10 protein-coding genes are annotated in these 15231 nt (G+C 43.0%); 5 read left to right on the plus strand and 5 right to left on the minus strand.

Going from position 1 to position 15231, the window contains the following annotated elements; translation table 11 throughout:
- Window positions 1-45 precede the first annotated feature (45 nt).
- From VNN20_12375 to VNN20_12390, 4 genes are all read left to right on the plus strand, one after another.
- Entirely contained in the window at window positions 46-426 is a 381-nt protein-coding gene (locus tag VNN20_12375; GenBank protein HWP92980.1) for a hypothetical protein, read from the plus strand.
- 188 nt (window positions 427-614) lie between these two features.
- The gene (gene npdG, locus VNN20_12380) at window positions 615-1274 is read left to right on the plus strand and encodes an NADPH-dependent F420 reductase (GenBank protein HWP92981.1); all 660 of its coding nucleotides are present in this window, start codon (window positions 615-617) and stop codon (window positions 1272-1274) included.
- Window positions 1275-2148: 874 nt separating this feature from the next.
- Window positions 2149-5553, plus strand: coding sequence for a GAF domain-containing protein (locus VNN20_12385; GenBank protein HWP92982.1), 3405 nt, complete (start codon window positions 2149-2151; stop codon window positions 5551-5553).
- Window positions 5535-6617, plus strand: a complete 1083-nt coding sequence (locus VNN20_12390; GenBank protein ID HWP92983.1) for an HD domain-containing phosphohydrolase — start codon at window positions 5535-5537, stop codon at window positions 6615-6617. The genes VNN20_12385 and VNN20_12390 overlap by 19 nt, the downstream gene beginning before the upstream one ends.
- Here the strand turns inward: VNN20_12390 and VNN20_12395 are convergent.
- Together VNN20_12395 and VNN20_12400 are read right to left on the minus strand one after the other, a co-directional pair.
- Window positions 6599-7018, minus strand: coding sequence for a secondary thiamine-phosphate synthase enzyme YjbQ (locus VNN20_12395; GenBank protein ID HWP92984.1), 420 nt, complete (start codon window positions 7016-7018; stop codon window positions 6599-6601). The genes VNN20_12390 and VNN20_12395 overlap by 19 nt on opposite strands.
- 384 nt (window positions 7019-7402) lie before the next feature.
- Entirely contained in the window at window positions 7403-8368 is a 966-nt protein-coding gene (locus VNN20_12400; GenBank protein HWP92985.1) for an MBL fold metallo-hydrolase, read from the minus strand.
- 107 nt (window positions 8369-8475) lie between these two features.
- Between VNN20_12400 and VNN20_12405 the strand changes: the two genes are divergently transcribed.
- Window positions 8476-9636: an SAM-dependent methyltransferase gene (locus tag VNN20_12405; GenBank protein HWP92986.1), complete on the plus strand. Its 1161-nt coding sequence runs from the start codon at window positions 8476-8478 to the stop codon at window positions 9634-9636.
- Window positions 9637-9718: 82 nt separating this feature from the next.
- On the opposite strand, the gene VNN20_12410 is transcribed toward VNN20_12405, so the two are convergent.
- The 3 genes from VNN20_12410 to VNN20_12420 all read right to left on the minus strand — a co-directional run bounded on the left by VNN20_12410 (window position 9719) and on the right by VNN20_12420 (window position 15217).
- A complete protein-coding gene (locus VNN20_12410) occupies window positions 9719-12520 on the minus strand; it encodes a CHAT domain-containing tetratricopeptide repeat protein (protein ID HWP92987.1) in 2802 nt (933 codons plus the stop codon).
- A 26-nt stretch (window positions 12521-12546) separates the two neighbouring features.
- Window positions 12547-13665: a beta-propeller fold lactonase family protein gene (locus tag VNN20_12415; GenBank protein ID HWP92988.1), complete on the minus strand. Its 1119-nt coding sequence runs from the start codon at window positions 13663-13665 to the stop codon at window positions 12547-12549.
- 307 nt (window positions 13666-13972) lie between these two features.
- Window positions 13973-15217 (minus strand): hypothetical protein, encoded by a 1245-nt coding sequence (locus VNN20_12420; protein ID HWP92989.1) that lies wholly within the window; start codon window positions 15215-15217, stop codon window positions 13973-13975.
- Between the last annotated feature and the right edge of the window lie 14 nt (window positions 15218-15231).

Raw genomic sequence — 15231 nt, forward strand, 5'->3', positions numbered from 1 at the left:
GGACGTATACGTTGTTTGTGCGTATGTAAAAATTATGAGGTGGGGATGGTGAAGCGGCTCATAGTTCTGCTAATAGCTTTCTTGATATCTGGTGCTCCTTTGGCGCTCTGTGAGGATTTAAACATTAATCGCAGAGATGGGGATTCGACCTCAAATTTGAATGAAGATGCATTCAGCAATTCCAATCTTGACCTTTATTATTTGGAATTGAGTCAAGATTCGGGCAGGGGCACTTTATCCGATGGGTATGAAAACGAAGACTGGGCCGGTTTCAAGCCCGGGGATAAATCAAGAGAGTCTACGGTATTTTGGGGTGGTATTTTTCCTTTTATCGCCATACCCGATGCACAAGATAACGGGGATAATCCCGGGTTCCTTTCTAAAGATAGCGTTTCGTTCTTTTGGTACTTTAAGAAGAAGTTCTGAGGCCATTTTGGGCTAGCCCGCATAAACCTTCTAGTAGAATTATTCTCGATAAAAGAAGATCTTTCTCCTAAAGGATTATTCTGTTTTCTAAAAAAAAGTTTTAGTTCGTTATCAACTATTCCCGTATTGCTTTACTCCACCCAATCTTTGGTTAAAATAAATGCAAATTCTGATAGAGGAGAGGAAAAATGAAGATCGCTCTTTTAGGAGGTACTGGAGATATTGCCGAGGGATTGGTCCTTCGCTGGTCCAAGGTAGGTCACGAAATCTTTATAGGTTCAAGAAGCGATGAAAAGGCAAAGGGAATCGCCGCAGAGTACATAGAGACACTCTCTAAACTGGGCATTAGTCCAAAGATTCAAGGTATGCCCAATGCCGACGCCGCCCGTGCTGCGGAGGTGATTATAATAAGCATTCCGCCAGAGTACGCGGCATCAACGGTGGCTCAAATTAGAGATAGTTTTACCAATCAAATTGTGGTTACCCCGGTGGTTTCTATGGTTAAGAAGGGCAAGGTTTTCATGTATTCGCCGCCACCCCAGGGGTCTTGCGCATTAGAAATAAAAGAGGCGTTGCCGGAGAGCGTAAAGCTTGTTTCAGCCTATCACAACCTTCCGGCAAAAGAGCTCAGCAAAATAGACGAAGACCTGGATTATGACGTCGTGATATGTGGAGATGACGATGAGGCAAAGGCCGTAGTCAAAAGGCTTACCGAAGAGATGCCCAACCTTAGGGTGCTTGATGCCGGGCCATTAGAGGTTTCTATGATGATTGAAGCCATCACACCGCTTATAGTTAATCTGAACATGCGCTATAAACCCCAGCATTTTTCGGTGAAGTTTGTTTAGGTGTACGGTTAGTATTTAAGCGAGTGCATTACAGGCTATGACTTTGAGCCGATTCTTAGCTAGCCCTAAAGCCCTATTGCTGTCTAATAACAGAGCTGCCATTAATTGTTAAATTAGCCTTAGAGTATGCTGGCGTACTGTGTGTTGAGATCAACCCTGCTTACACTTATTACACTTAACCAAACCTGTCCAAGATAAGAGATTGCTTCGCTTCGCAATGACGGGGAGGATGGATACTGGCGGAGAGCGAGGTTGAGAATACGGATGCTTTTGCAGGTCATTGCGAGGAGCAAAGCGACGAAGCAATCCGTTGAAAAAATGTTTATGTTATTAGTCCTTTCATAGGCTATTTCAAACCATATGATTTAGACAGCACTTACATAGGAAACATAAAAGTAGGGTGACCTGACTTGACCACTCTTTTTACCTCTCTAAGAGCCTTATTTTACAGGTAGGGATTTTTGATTCCTGATTATTTTGGACAGCAGTGACACTTAACCATTTTTACTTGCCAATTATGCAGTATTTATCTCTAATTAACCGTGGAATCCGGTTATTTATTCCATTCTGTCTAGACATTATGACAAAATTGGTAGCTTTGGAGCTACCGTCTAACGTCTAACTCGTGTCCGTTTTTACAATTACGGCTATCTATTAACAAAATTTGTTATATTGCTAGGCTGGGGAATTAGTTCTTCACAATAAAATCAGTGACTTTAATAAGTTAAGTAAGAACAACAGTCAAGGCATATTTTTTGCATATTGAGAGATATATAGGTTAATCCCCTATCATTTCATGGCATTGTAAAGTCAGGTTGAGGGGCAAGACGTTTCAAAGTTACGTTCTATAGGAACGCGCTTGGAGAATTACCTTATGGAAAGAATGAATAATTTGCTTAAACATCAGCTTAAGCAGCATTTCAATGGAGATCCTTATTCCACTTCGGAAGAATGGAGGTCTTTTCTCGATGCAGTCAATGATACCTATTGGCAATTTGACTCCGATCGCCTGATGCTCGAGAGGTCGTTGGAATTAACTTCTCAGGAACTCCTGGAGAGAAATCGAGAGCTTTCCTCCAGAAGCAAAGAGCTGGAAATCGCAAAAGCAGACCTGAAAAAGGCCAAAGATGAACTGGAGATTAAAGTCGAGAAACGCACAAAAGATTTGATGAAAGCGAATGAGCAGTTGCAGGCGGAGATTACTGAGCGTAAGTGTGTTGAAGAAGCATTACGAGAAAGTGAGACCAATTATCGTTTACTCATCGAAAATTCCCCCTATTGCATTCATCAGATCAACTTGGAAGGGCAATTGATGTCCATGAACAAAGCTGGCTTGCATATGATGGGACTCAAGGATGAGTGCGAGATTGTCCGGGTTCCGTATTTAGAAGTAGTCTCCGAAGAAGATCGAGATAGGATTGAACGTTTGTTACAAGCTGCCCTGAACGGTGAGTCTTCCGAGTTTGAATTCACTGCAATAAATAATCGCGTTTTTCAATCATCTTTTATACCAATTAAAGATAGCAATGGTAACGTGGTTAGACTAATGGGCATTATGCATGACATTACCGATCGCAAGAGGGCAGAGGAGGCTTTAAAAGAGAATCTGGCCAAGCTAGAAAAAAAGAATCGCTACGAGGGCATTATTAGCAAAGTTACTCAGAGCGTTCATCGTTCAATTGATCTTCAGGATGTGCTGGAAAACGCGGTTGAAGCAATGAGCGAGAACATAAATGGGACAGACAACGTTTCAATTTATATAGTCGAAGGAGAAGACGCTGTCTTAAAAGCTTACAAGGGCTATCCTGATTGGTTTATTGAGCAAGTAGGAAGAATTCCCTATCCCAAAGGATTTACGTGGAAGACGATAATAGAAAGAAAGCCGGTATATTGCAGTGATACAGACCAAGATACAATCATGGGCCCGGCTGGAAGAAAACTTGGGACAAAAAGCTATGCTTCCATGCCTATACACTCCAAGGGTGCGACTGTTGGAGTCATTAATATAAATTCCTTGGCCAAGAATGCTTTTGATGAAGATGAATTAAGGTTACTCGAAATAGTCGCCCATCAGATTGAAACAGCCATTAATAATGCAGGACAGGCCGAAGCTTTAAGGCAATCGGAGGAAACCCTAAAGGAAAACGTTGCTCAATTAACCAAAAAGAATCGTTACGAAACCATAATCAGCACCATCACCCAGAGCGTTCATCGGTCAATTAATCTCCAAGAGGTCCTGGAAAATGCTGTAGAAGCGGTGAAGCAAAATGTAAATGGGTCTGAGCACGTTGGGATTTATCTGGTCGAGGGAGAAGAAGCAGTACTGAGAGCACAGAGAGGGTTTCCTGATCAATACCTAAACCGAGCGGAAAGAATACCATATCCCAAGGGTGTTACCTGGAAGACAATAATGGAGGGGAAGCCTAGATACTGCCCGGACGTGGAGCATGACCAGTTTCTTGGCCCTGCCGGACGGAGCATCGGAATAAAGAGTTATGTAATTGTACCCATCCGCCTCCAAGAAAAGGTCTTAGGAACTATAAGCATAAACTCTTTACGGGAAGATGCTTTTAATGAGGAAGAATTAAAACTGCTTGACATCGTTGCACGGCAAATCGAGGTAGCAATCAATAATGCCAGACAAGCGGAGGCGCTGCGCCAATCAGAGGAGCGATATCGCACCCTTTTCGATCAATCGCCCGTTGGAGTATTTATATTCGACAAGGAACTGGTAATATCGCAGTGCAACGAACGCCTAGTTCGAATCTTAAAATCGTCATACGACAAAATCATGGGGTTTGATATGCACAATCTTAAAGATCGAAGCTACCTATCCGCACTGTTAAAAGTAATTGAAGGAAAGCCTAACTATTATGAGGGTTTATATGAAGCTACCACCAGCACAGCAAAGCTATGGTTATCGATTCGTCTATCTCCATTGCTTGACGTTGATGCGAATGTTATTGGCGGTATGGGGGTAATGGAGGACATTACCGACCGCAAGCAAGCGGAGGAAGAAATCCGCAGAATCAACGAGGAATTGGAACAACGGGTCATAGAGCGTACTTCACAACTCAATAAAGCGAACCAAGAGCTGCGGCAGGCAAAGGAAGAGGCAGAGGAAGCCAATAGGGCAAAAAGCGAATTCCTCTCACGGGTGAGCCATGAATTGCGTACTCCAATGAATTCGATTATGGGATTCGCACAGCTTTTGGAGATGGATTCATCTCTCGCTCATAAACAAAGGGAAAGCGTAAAGCACGTACTGCAAGCGGGAAGGCATCTGCTCCATCTCATTGATGAACTGCTAGACATCAGCCGCATCGAGTCCGGTCGTCTCAAACTATCACTGGAACCGGTCAGTGTGGAAGAGGTTATCCAGGAGACATTGAGCCTAATTCAGCCTATTGCTACACAAAGGGGAATAAGACTTCAATCAGTCTACGGACAGGATAATGGTTGGTCCGTTATGGCCGATAAACAACGTTTCAAACAGGTTCTCTTGAACCTCTTCTCGAATGCGATTAAATACAATCGCCAATATGGAATAGTAACCTACTCCTTTGAAAAGGTCGCGGAGAGAAGACTACGAATCAATATAAGCGATACCGGCTTTGGAATCCCCACGGAAAAGATAAATCGGCTTTTTAGTCCTTTTGACCGCCTAGGGGCGGAGCAATCCGACTCTGATGGTGCAGGGCTAGGCCTGGCACTTTCCAAGCAACTAATGGAAGCAATGGGCGGGACTATAGGAATGGAAAGCACCGTAGGTCAGGGAAGTACATTCTGGGCGGAGCTGTCCGTGGTGGAAGCCTTGGATAATGCACCGGAGAACTTATATGAAAATGTACCGTCGCCGCATGACGCAGGAGGGAACGGACGAACTCATACTGTGCTCTACATAGAGGACAATCTTTTAAACCTCAACCTCATCGGGCATGCGTTGGTTCATCGGCCCGGAGTTAGGCTTCTCACGGCTATGCAAGGAAGTTTAGGCCTGGATTTAATACGTGAGCACCATCCCGACCTGGTACTCTTAGACCTCAACCTACCGGATATACCCGGCGAAGAAATACTGCGCCGTATAAAAGAAGACCCAAAGACGGACCGGATTCCGGTAGTGATAATCAGCGCCGATGCTATACCAGACCGAGTTAAGAAACTATTGAATGCTGGAGCCCGGGCTTATCTGACCAAGCCTCTTGATTTGAAGACATTCTTTAATGTTTTAGACGAAGTTTTCGGCGAGGAAGGTGTATTATGTGGGAAGAAACATTGAAAAAAGCAAAAATCATGATCGTAGATGACCTGGAAGAAAACACTTTCATGCTCGGTCTAATATTACAGGAAGCCGGGTATGTTAACATCAAGAGCGTTAACGACTCTCGTCTAGCTCTTCCTCTTTACAATGAGTTTCAGCCCGACTTGATGATTTTAGACCTGATGATGCCCTATCTGGACGGGTTTGAGATAATGAAGCAGTTGAAGGGGCGCATTTCGGAAGATGTTTACTTCCCAATACTGGTACTGACAGCCGATGCTACGGCTAAGACCAAGCAAAAAGCACTCTCGATGGGGGCTAAGGACTTTCTTACCAAACCATTCGACAGTGTTGAAGCACTCCTTCGTATAAAAAACCTCCTGGAGACGCGCTTTCTCCACCTACAGCTTCAGAACCAAAACCAGATTCTTGAGGAAAAGGTTCGTAAGCGCACCATGGAGCTGGAGGCGGCACAGGTTGAAATCCTCGAACGGTTGGCACTAGCTGGTGAATATCGAGATGATAACACCGGAGAGCACACACAAAGAGTGGGCAGACTCTCATCTCTCATTGCCCGGGCAATGGGACTTCCCGAAGCTCAGGCCAACCTACTCGGTTTGGCCGCCACATTGCACGACATAGGGAAAATCGGTATTCCCGACAATATCTTGTTCAAGCCGGACAGGCTCACTGCGGAAGAGTTTAAGGTGATAAAGAGCCATATAACCATCGGGAGCAAGATTCTTTCCGGAAGCAGGTCGGCTCTCCTTCAGATGGCCGAAGAAATTGCGCTTACCCATCATGAACATTGGGACGGTAGTGGTTACCTGGGGCTCCGGGAAGAGGAAATACCGTTGGCCGGACGCATTGTAGCCGTTGCTGACGCATTTGACGCCCTTACCCAGGAACGACCGTATAAGAAGGCCTGGACGGAGGAAGAGGCTATTGCGGAGATAAAGAAAAAGAGCGGGATTCAGTTTGACCCTCGGGTGGTAGAGGCATTCTTAGAAGTTGTCGTGGATGAAGAGCACGTTGTCCATCAGGAAAAACTGCAGGGCTTGATTCACTCTCCCACAATCTGAAGAATTATCTCCCTCTTCCTCGGCCTATTGTCAAAATCGACGACTACAATCTGCTGCCAGGTGCCCAGGAGAAGCCGGGATGATGAGAATGGAACGGTTACGGAAGGGCCAAGAAATGCTGCCCGGATATGGGAATATCCGTTTCCATCTCCCCATCTGGCATCATGGTCGTAATGAATCCCTTTTGGCACCAGTCTTTCGATTGCTTTTCTGAAATCGCTTATGGCTCCACTTTCATACTCGATGGTAGTGACCCCGGCGGTAGAACCGGGGACGAATACCGTAATTATTCCGGAAGAAACTCCCGAATCTCTCACTGCTTTTCCTACACTCTGCGTTATATCAATGAGGTCCGTTTCCCCTTTCGTTTCCAGCTTCAGGCTTATGGTTTTTACGGGCATCTTGTTTTCTCCTTTTAATTATGATAACCACAAAGACACTAGTGCTTAGTCACGCTAAATTTGATGTGACTTGGCAAATAAATGCGCCCTTCGACAAGCTGTTATGTAAAAAGTCAAGGGGTATTTCAAGAAAAACCACAGCTTTGAACAAACAAATCCCTTCTGCTTTTTTCACTCTCCTGTATCTCCTATCTAAACTACTCTGGACCAACCTCAGGACGAGCGGTATAAGCCGTTCGTGGTGAGCTTGTCGAACCATGAACGGCGGACTCGAATAATCCCTACCAGTTAATCGAAATCAAGTTGACAGACTTCCGTATTCTTGTTGAAACCCACATTCTTTCTTTGTGTCTTTGTGCCTTAGTGTTTGAATACCTGCATTCCTTACAGAAGTTTGAGCTGCGAAGGCTTTTGCAAGGGCTTGGCATTATATCCTCTTTTTTTAAGCGCGCTTGCAAACTCCGTGCAGAGTCCCTGAATCAAATATAACTCTTTAGGCCTGGTCATTTCTACGAATTGGATAAGCTCGTCATAACCGGCATGGTTACTTAGAGGAAAAGCCTCGTCCGCTCTGTAAGCGGATTTAGCAAACTCCGTATCCAAAGCCCAACCCATAACAACGCCGGTTCTTTTTCTTCTTATCCCTTCGATGACTTCCGAGCCTCTCAGGTAGGAGGGTACTAGGACGACCTTACCCTCGATATCTTTGGGTCTAAAGCTTTCGTAATTGGAAAAGCTAATGCCGAATTCCTCGTAGATTTTAACGGCTTTGTAAATAGACCGGTGGAGACTGACTTTGTATCCCATATCTCCCAAAAGTTTGGTAAGGTCTTGCGCCTTGCCTATAACATCGACGAGGAGTATGGGAGTAAGACCGGTGGAAATAGAGTTATCAATGAAATCCGCTACTGACTCCATCACGTTTTCGGTCGAAGGGAACATATATTTGGGAAGACCGTATATGCATTTCATAATTAATATATCGCAACGTTTTATCTCTATCGGCTGTGCCGTTATGCTCCGCCTGAGCTTAAAGTCGCCCGCATAAATGATTCTCTTCCCGTCCTTGTCGACAACCACCTGGGATGAACCGAGTATATATCCTGCCGGTATGAGTTCAACCTTAACCTTGCCCAGGATGAAAGGGTGATTGAAGGGGCAGGGAAGCACGATGGAATTTTTAACCTTTTCCCCGGATAGCCTTATTGTCTCGGAGGTGGCGATGATCTTTTCATGAGGTATAAAACCGGGAACATTAGCATTGGATAGAAAAGAGAAATGGGCTTTTTTAGTCGAATCAAACCATATGTCTGTTCCTCTAAGATGAACTCCCCCGTCGTATTCGATCATTATTTTTTAAATTGTAGTGTACTTTGAGAAGGGGAATTTGCAAATGAAATTCCGTGTTATCCTTAAAGGGTCAGACTACGCCGGATTAAATTAAAGAAACTTCAAGAATGAATCAAATAAGTGAGATAATAGGGGCTCTAATTCGCCAATCTGGCCCTATTACTTTTGCTAAGTTCATGGAGCTTGCTCTTTATCATCCTGAGCATGGTTATTACTCCTCTGGAAAAGCGAAGCTGGGGAAGGCAGGTGATTATTATACCAGCCCTTGTGTTCATCCGGCGTTCGGAGAAATCCTGGGCCGGTTTATATATCGAGCGAGCGAGGTCGTTGATGCTCCCGATTTCACCGTGGTAGAAATGGGAGCGGGTAAGGGCTTTCTAGCTTTAGATATTCTTGATTCCTTGAAACGGAACTATTCTGAATTCTACGACCGTCTTAACTTTATTATTATCGAGCAGAGCCCACACCTCCGGGACGAGGGGAAAGTAGTTTTAAAAGCACATTCGCATAAAATTAGATGGGTTGATTTCCTCGCTTCTCTCGAGAAAGAAAGCATGAACGGTGTTTTCATCTCGAACGAACTTGTTGATTCCTTTCCTTTTCACCGCTGTAAATTTAAAGATGGAAAGTTGCTCGAAATATTTGTTGGTTTGGCCGGCGAGGATTTCGTGGAAAGCTTAGAAGAGCCGAGCAGCACTGACCTGAGTACATATTTCCAGAATTACGATTTACAGTTTGAAGACGGTCAGGAAGTCGAAGTAAGCCTAAGAGCCGGAGAATGGTTGTCTGATGTAGCTTCTGCTCTGTCTCGGGGGTTTGCTCTCACGATCGATTATGGCTTCATGGCGCCGGAGCTTTACAGCTTTGTAAGAATGAAAGGGACGTTCAGGTGTTTTCATCAACACAGATTGAATGAAAACCCCTACATTAATATAGGCGAGCAGGACATCACCGCCGACGTGGATTTCAGCAACCTGGTCCGAGTTGGGAACCGCGTCGGATTAAATACCGTTAAGTACACCACTCAGGGGCAGTTCCTGGTGGACTGGGGGATATTGGACGTCTTAGAAACATATTCTTCATCGGATATTTCTTCCGAAAAAAGCAGGATGGCTATAAAGAACCTATTTCTCCCCGGACTGATGGGGGATAGGTTTAAGGTTTTAATTCAGGAGAAAAATCTCAAAGAAACAGTAAAAAACTTCTATCCTGAATCTTCATTCAGGATAAGTTTCCAAAAACCACTCGACAGGTTTAATAGTGTATGAATAGTTTACTTCCTATGCCAAGTACCGCATTTATTTGGAGATTTTGGACAGCTGGAAAGACGCTGAAACTAAGGTTTTAAGACTAATTCCAATTGCCGAATAAGATAAATGGGGCCCAGTAATAAGGGTGAGAGTATTTGTCATTTCTCTTGATCAGGTAAACTTGTGCTTCACGAAAGGCCGTATATAGAGTTTTTCCATCCTTAAGGTTTTTATAAAAAGCCTTCATCAGATCAGCAGTACCCTGGTCGCTTATGTCCCAAAGGGTTGCAATAGTAGACGGCACTTCTACCCACGCAAAAGCAAACGCTAAGGTGGCTAGTTGTGTACCAGTTGGGTTTTTTTGAAAAGGGTCTATAGCAGTGCTGCACGCCGAGAGTGTAACAAAATTTATTTTTTCTGCCGGCGGTAGCTCCATTATATCAGTTATTGAGAGCGTACCTGAGCCGACCGGGGCCAGTAGAATAAACTGTCCTTCTTCGTTAAGAATCCCATGAGCAGATAAATGCACTATTCGGTATTTTCCCCAATTATTTTTGAAATTCTCTTTTGTGGCTTTGTCTTCTAAAAATACCAGGGCATTGGGAAATATATCTTTTATAGCCAGCACCTCTTTCTTGGAATGTGGAAGGACAAGTTCCGGTTCCCCAAGGTCAGGATTACCAAAAGCGACTATACTTTCAAAACTCTTTGCCTTTCCATTCGCCGATGCATAGTCAAGTTGATCAAGGTTTATCAGGTAAGCCAGGTTCTTCTGTTCTAGAAAAAACTCTAATCCATCACCTGCTCCCTTCTCAGCCAAAGCCTGAAAGGGAAGATAGTTGAGTATGCCGAAAGGAATAATCCCAACTACCTCAGCATCTTCTATGTCACCTTTGACCGGCTTTATAAGGTAGTTGTATAAGATTATTGAAAGTTCGTCCAAGAGTTTTTTATTCTTAGCAATAGTATCAATGCTGAGCTTTAACTTATCTGCTCCGAAAGAACTACTCTCGAAAGTCAATCTTCTAAAATCAGACACCATTCTATTCAAATCTTCTTTTTTTATAGAGGAACTTTTAACTGTTAGACCCGAATTGCTGACTGTAAATATATAAGTTTCATTTTCTGCAATGAAATATTGGAGGATGGAAAGGTTTGATGGAAGTTTCACCCGTTCTCTTAAATCGGACAAATTCTGAGGAGATACTCTGAGTAAACTGTATATCCTTGGGTACTCTTCTTTTAGCCGAAATGCTACCTGATTAAACTCTTCCCTCGTCTTTGCCAGTGTCCGTGACAGGTTTTCTATTTTCTCCTGATTTGGTGATAATCTTGATTTCTCCCTGACAAGCTCATAATTTATAGAGGCTTCTCTTCTTGAAAGCTCGTCGTATTTTACTAATTGCCCTCTAATTTTATCTTCAAAAGAGCTTATACCGCTTTTTAGGAGATTATCACGCAGGGATTTTGACCTGCTTCTTTGAATGTATTCAAGAGCCTCCTCTGTTTTTCCCTGTCTTATAAGTAAGGATACAAGCTTTTCATAAATCTTTACGTTCACGTTGCTGAATATTTGCTGGCCTTCCTCTCCTCCCACAACATCCTCTCTTATAGACTCAAAAACATCCACGGCTTCTTTATAGTTTTTTTCGGCTGAGACAAGATCGCCCTTTTCCTCTAGATAAACCCCTTTCCCGAAGAGAGCAATACGAATCCACTCTCTATCTCCGAGGTCTTTATATATTCCTATGGCCTTGTCAAAGTTTTTAATTGCAACATCGTAGTCTTCAGTTTCTCCTTCTACGTAACCGATATGATTAAAGCTCCTGGCTATTCTATCCTTGGCCCCAAGCTCCTCAAACATTTTTAAGGATTGATCATAAAGGCTTAGAGCTTTCTCATAATTACCCTGTTTAAATCTGACCTCTCCTATGTAACTCATGATTATGGCGGCTATTAATTGGTTCTTTAGTTCTTTAGCCATATTAAGGGACTGTTCAAGGTACTGAAGGGCTTGGTCATAATGACCAAGCTCTTTATACAGCTCTCCTATGGTGCCTAGATTGGTAGCGATCTCGGTCTTAGAACCCAACTTCTTATTTATCCTTAATGCCCTCTGATAATAACCTAAAGCCTTTTCATAGTTGTCCTGCTCTCTATAAACTACTCCCATTATATTAAGAGCATAGGCCTTTAGGTTTTCCTCATTTGCATCATCGGCAATCTCGAAGGCGCGATTTAAGTATTCGATAGACTGCTGATAATTTCTTAAGCGAAGATGAATAGTGCCTAGATTTATTAAAGTCTTTGCTGTTTGGGTTGAGTCTTTGATCTCCTCGCTTATCCCAAGGGCTTGGTTTAAAAGTTTTATCGAATCCTGGTAGTTGCCCAGATAGCTAAAGAGATTAGCGACATTATTCAAGTTATGGGCTATTCCGGCTTTATCGCCTAATTCTTTCTGTATCTTAAGGGCTTCTTCAAGAGACCGAATCCCCTCTTCGTATTTTCCAATATCGGTGTATGTCTTTCCTATGTAGCTATAGTTATTAATTAGTCCGGGTTTATGATCCAAAGTTCTGTTTATATCTAGGGAGCGCTCGTAGTATGAAAGCGCCATTTTAAACAGTTTCTTCTCAAGAAGAGCAAAAGCGGCTTTGGATAATAAGTCTGCAATCTCTATTTTGTCTTCTGGTAACCTAGCCTGTTTCTCTGCCTGAGAGAGCTTCGATAAAGCTTCCTCATACCTTCCATTATCATATAGCTTTGCTCCTTCCTTCACTAACCGGACTATATTTTCCTCCTGAATTTTAAGATCTGGCTGTTTTACTGATACACAAGCACCTAGAAGTAAGGTAATGGAGAGTATGATCAGAAAATATTTAAACATTCTCCGACCAAGCATATGAAATCCTTATTTCTCAAGTTTAATTAATTGCTAGCGCTGACAGCAATTGTATCAATAACCTTATCAGTTGATACATCTATCTCCGAGATGTTTTCCACATTAGCAACGTACACTCTAGAACTGTCTGGTTTAATGGTTATAGCGACGGGACTGGCCTTCTCGCTTTCAGTTACCTGAATCTCACTAACATTAAAAGATAATTCTCCATCCCCGGTTTTTACCTCTATTACCGATACGATGTTGCCGGGTTCGTCGTCGGTACCGGAATTAGCTACATAGAGTTTAGAGCCTTTCCCGGTTATAGCTATACCAGTTGGATTGGGTCCTACCTCTATCGGCTCACCAATAACCGTATCGTCCTCTATATTTATTACCGATACAGTATTGCTACCAGAATTGGCTATATAAACCCGAGAGCCCGACGGGCTGACAACCACAACTCCCGGGTTAGACCCTACAGGAATGGTCTTAACTTCATTAGTCGATGTTGTTATTGCTGACACCGTGTTGCTAGCAGAATTAGCCACATAAACCTTAGAGCAATCCAGGGTTATGGCTATGCCCCTTGGTTCGATTCCTACGATTATCGGATCACCGATTACAGTGTCATTTTGTACGTCTATTACCGAAACTGTGCCATCAGCGGAATTAGCTACATATACCTTAGAGGACTCACAATCATTGGAGGTTATTGCTATACCGCCGGGCCCTAATCCCACGGGAATAGTTTTAACCTCATTAGCTGATGTATCTATTACGGATATAGTATCACTTCCAGAATTAGTTACATAAACCTTGGAACCGTCTGGGGTTATGGCTAGGCCACTAGGCCCAACGCCTACCTTTACTTCGGTAATGTTAAAAAAGAGTTCTCCATCCTCGTTTTTATCCTCTATTAATGAGATTACTGATACTGTGTTGTCAGGGGAATCGGGAGTGCCTAGATTAGCCACATACACTCTTGAACTATCCGGGGCTATAGCTATATTGGAGGGGTTAGACCCAACGCCAACAATAGCAACAACCTCATTAATCGATAAATCAATTACTGATACTGCGTTGTTAAGACCATCAGCCGCATAGAGCTTGGAGCCATCTGGAGATACGGCGATAGCTTTCAAGTCGGAATCGAAAGGAAGCATAACGGCCTCACGTAACAATGCTAAGGAAGAAGGAGTAGGTGACGGGGTCGGGAGGGGGAGTGGTGGGATAAGGGGCAGTAAATTTGCCACACTTGATAGCCCCAGCAATGAAACTGCTGCACAAGAAGCACCGAGCAAAGTAGAAGCTATAGGTACAACGTGAGATAAATTTGAACTGCCGAATAACTTAAATAAAGAAACTACTGTACAAAGGGTAATAATAAAGCATAAAAGGACTAGCTTAATTCTAAAAGACCTAGCTTTAATCCGAGGACGTATATATGTCATTGTTGTGAATATATATCCTTTATGGTGATTCAGCTACAAATATCCCCCATGGTATAGCCAGTTCGGTATTCGGTCCTTCTATAGTTCTTAGGGGGTTAACATTTCCTTCATCTGTTCTTCTATAAACCGTGATTCTAGCAGCACCGTTAGCTACGAATATTTCATCGTTCTCTATATCTACAAATATTCCTATCGGAGCAAAAAGCTCGGTATTCGGTCCTTCTATGGTTCTTTTGGGAGTAATATTTCCGTTGTCCGTTCTTCCGTATATTGTGACTGTGTCATCGAAAGGGTTAGTTACAAATATCTCATCATGTTGTGCATCCGTGAAGATTCCAAGAGGACGGAAAAGTCCTGTATTTTCTCCTGATATAATCCTTAAAGGTGGAACGTCTCCTGAATCTGTTCTTTCATATACTGTGATTTCTCCTGGGATGTTAATATCATCTCCGTTAGCTACAAATATCTCATTATTCACTGTATCTAAATAAATTGATGTCGGGAGAAAAGGAATCCCTTCATCAGTTAGGTCTGATATATTTAAAATCATTAAAGGGGGAACATCCCCATTAGCAGTTCTCGGGTATACCAGGATTCCATTATTAATCGCTTGGTTAGCTACCAGTATTTCTTCATTTATTAAGTCTACAAATATTCCAACCGGTATAACGTACCCAGTGTTTGGACCTGCTATGATTCTTCTAGGAGAGACATTACCTTCATCTGTCATTCCGTATACTGTTATTGAACTAAGGACTTCGATCAGGTCCTCACCCGGTACAATGACCAAATTGACTACAAATATCTCATCATTTTTTGTGTCGACAAATATTCTCACTGGTCCAAAAAGCCCAGTATTTGGCCCTCCTATGAATCTTAAAGGAGAAACATCCCCCGTATCTGTTCTCCTATATACGGTGATTGTGTCATTTTCAAAGTTAGTTACGAATATCTCATTATTTTCTGTATCTACAAAGATTCCTGATGGGGTAAACAGCTCTGTATTTGACCCAATGCTTCTTATCGGAGCGACATTCCCGCTATCATCAGCATCAAAAACAGTGATTTTGTTTCCGAAAACATGGGCAACAAATATTTTACGATCGCTAGAAGTAGCAGGTGGTGTAGGTGTTGTTGTGGGGGGTGATGCCTCTTTGTTTCCACCACCTCCACTACAACCTAACCCAAAGAGAAGAAGCAATAAGACAGAAACTATAATGAAAGCTCTCTTATACCTTATGTTTAACAAATTTGATTTTTTCATAACTCCTCCCCCCT

This window comes from Thermodesulfobacteriota bacterium (assembly GCA_035559815.1).
GTDB lineage: Bacteria > Desulfobacterota_D > UBA1144 > Nemesobacterales > CSP1-2 > DATMAT01.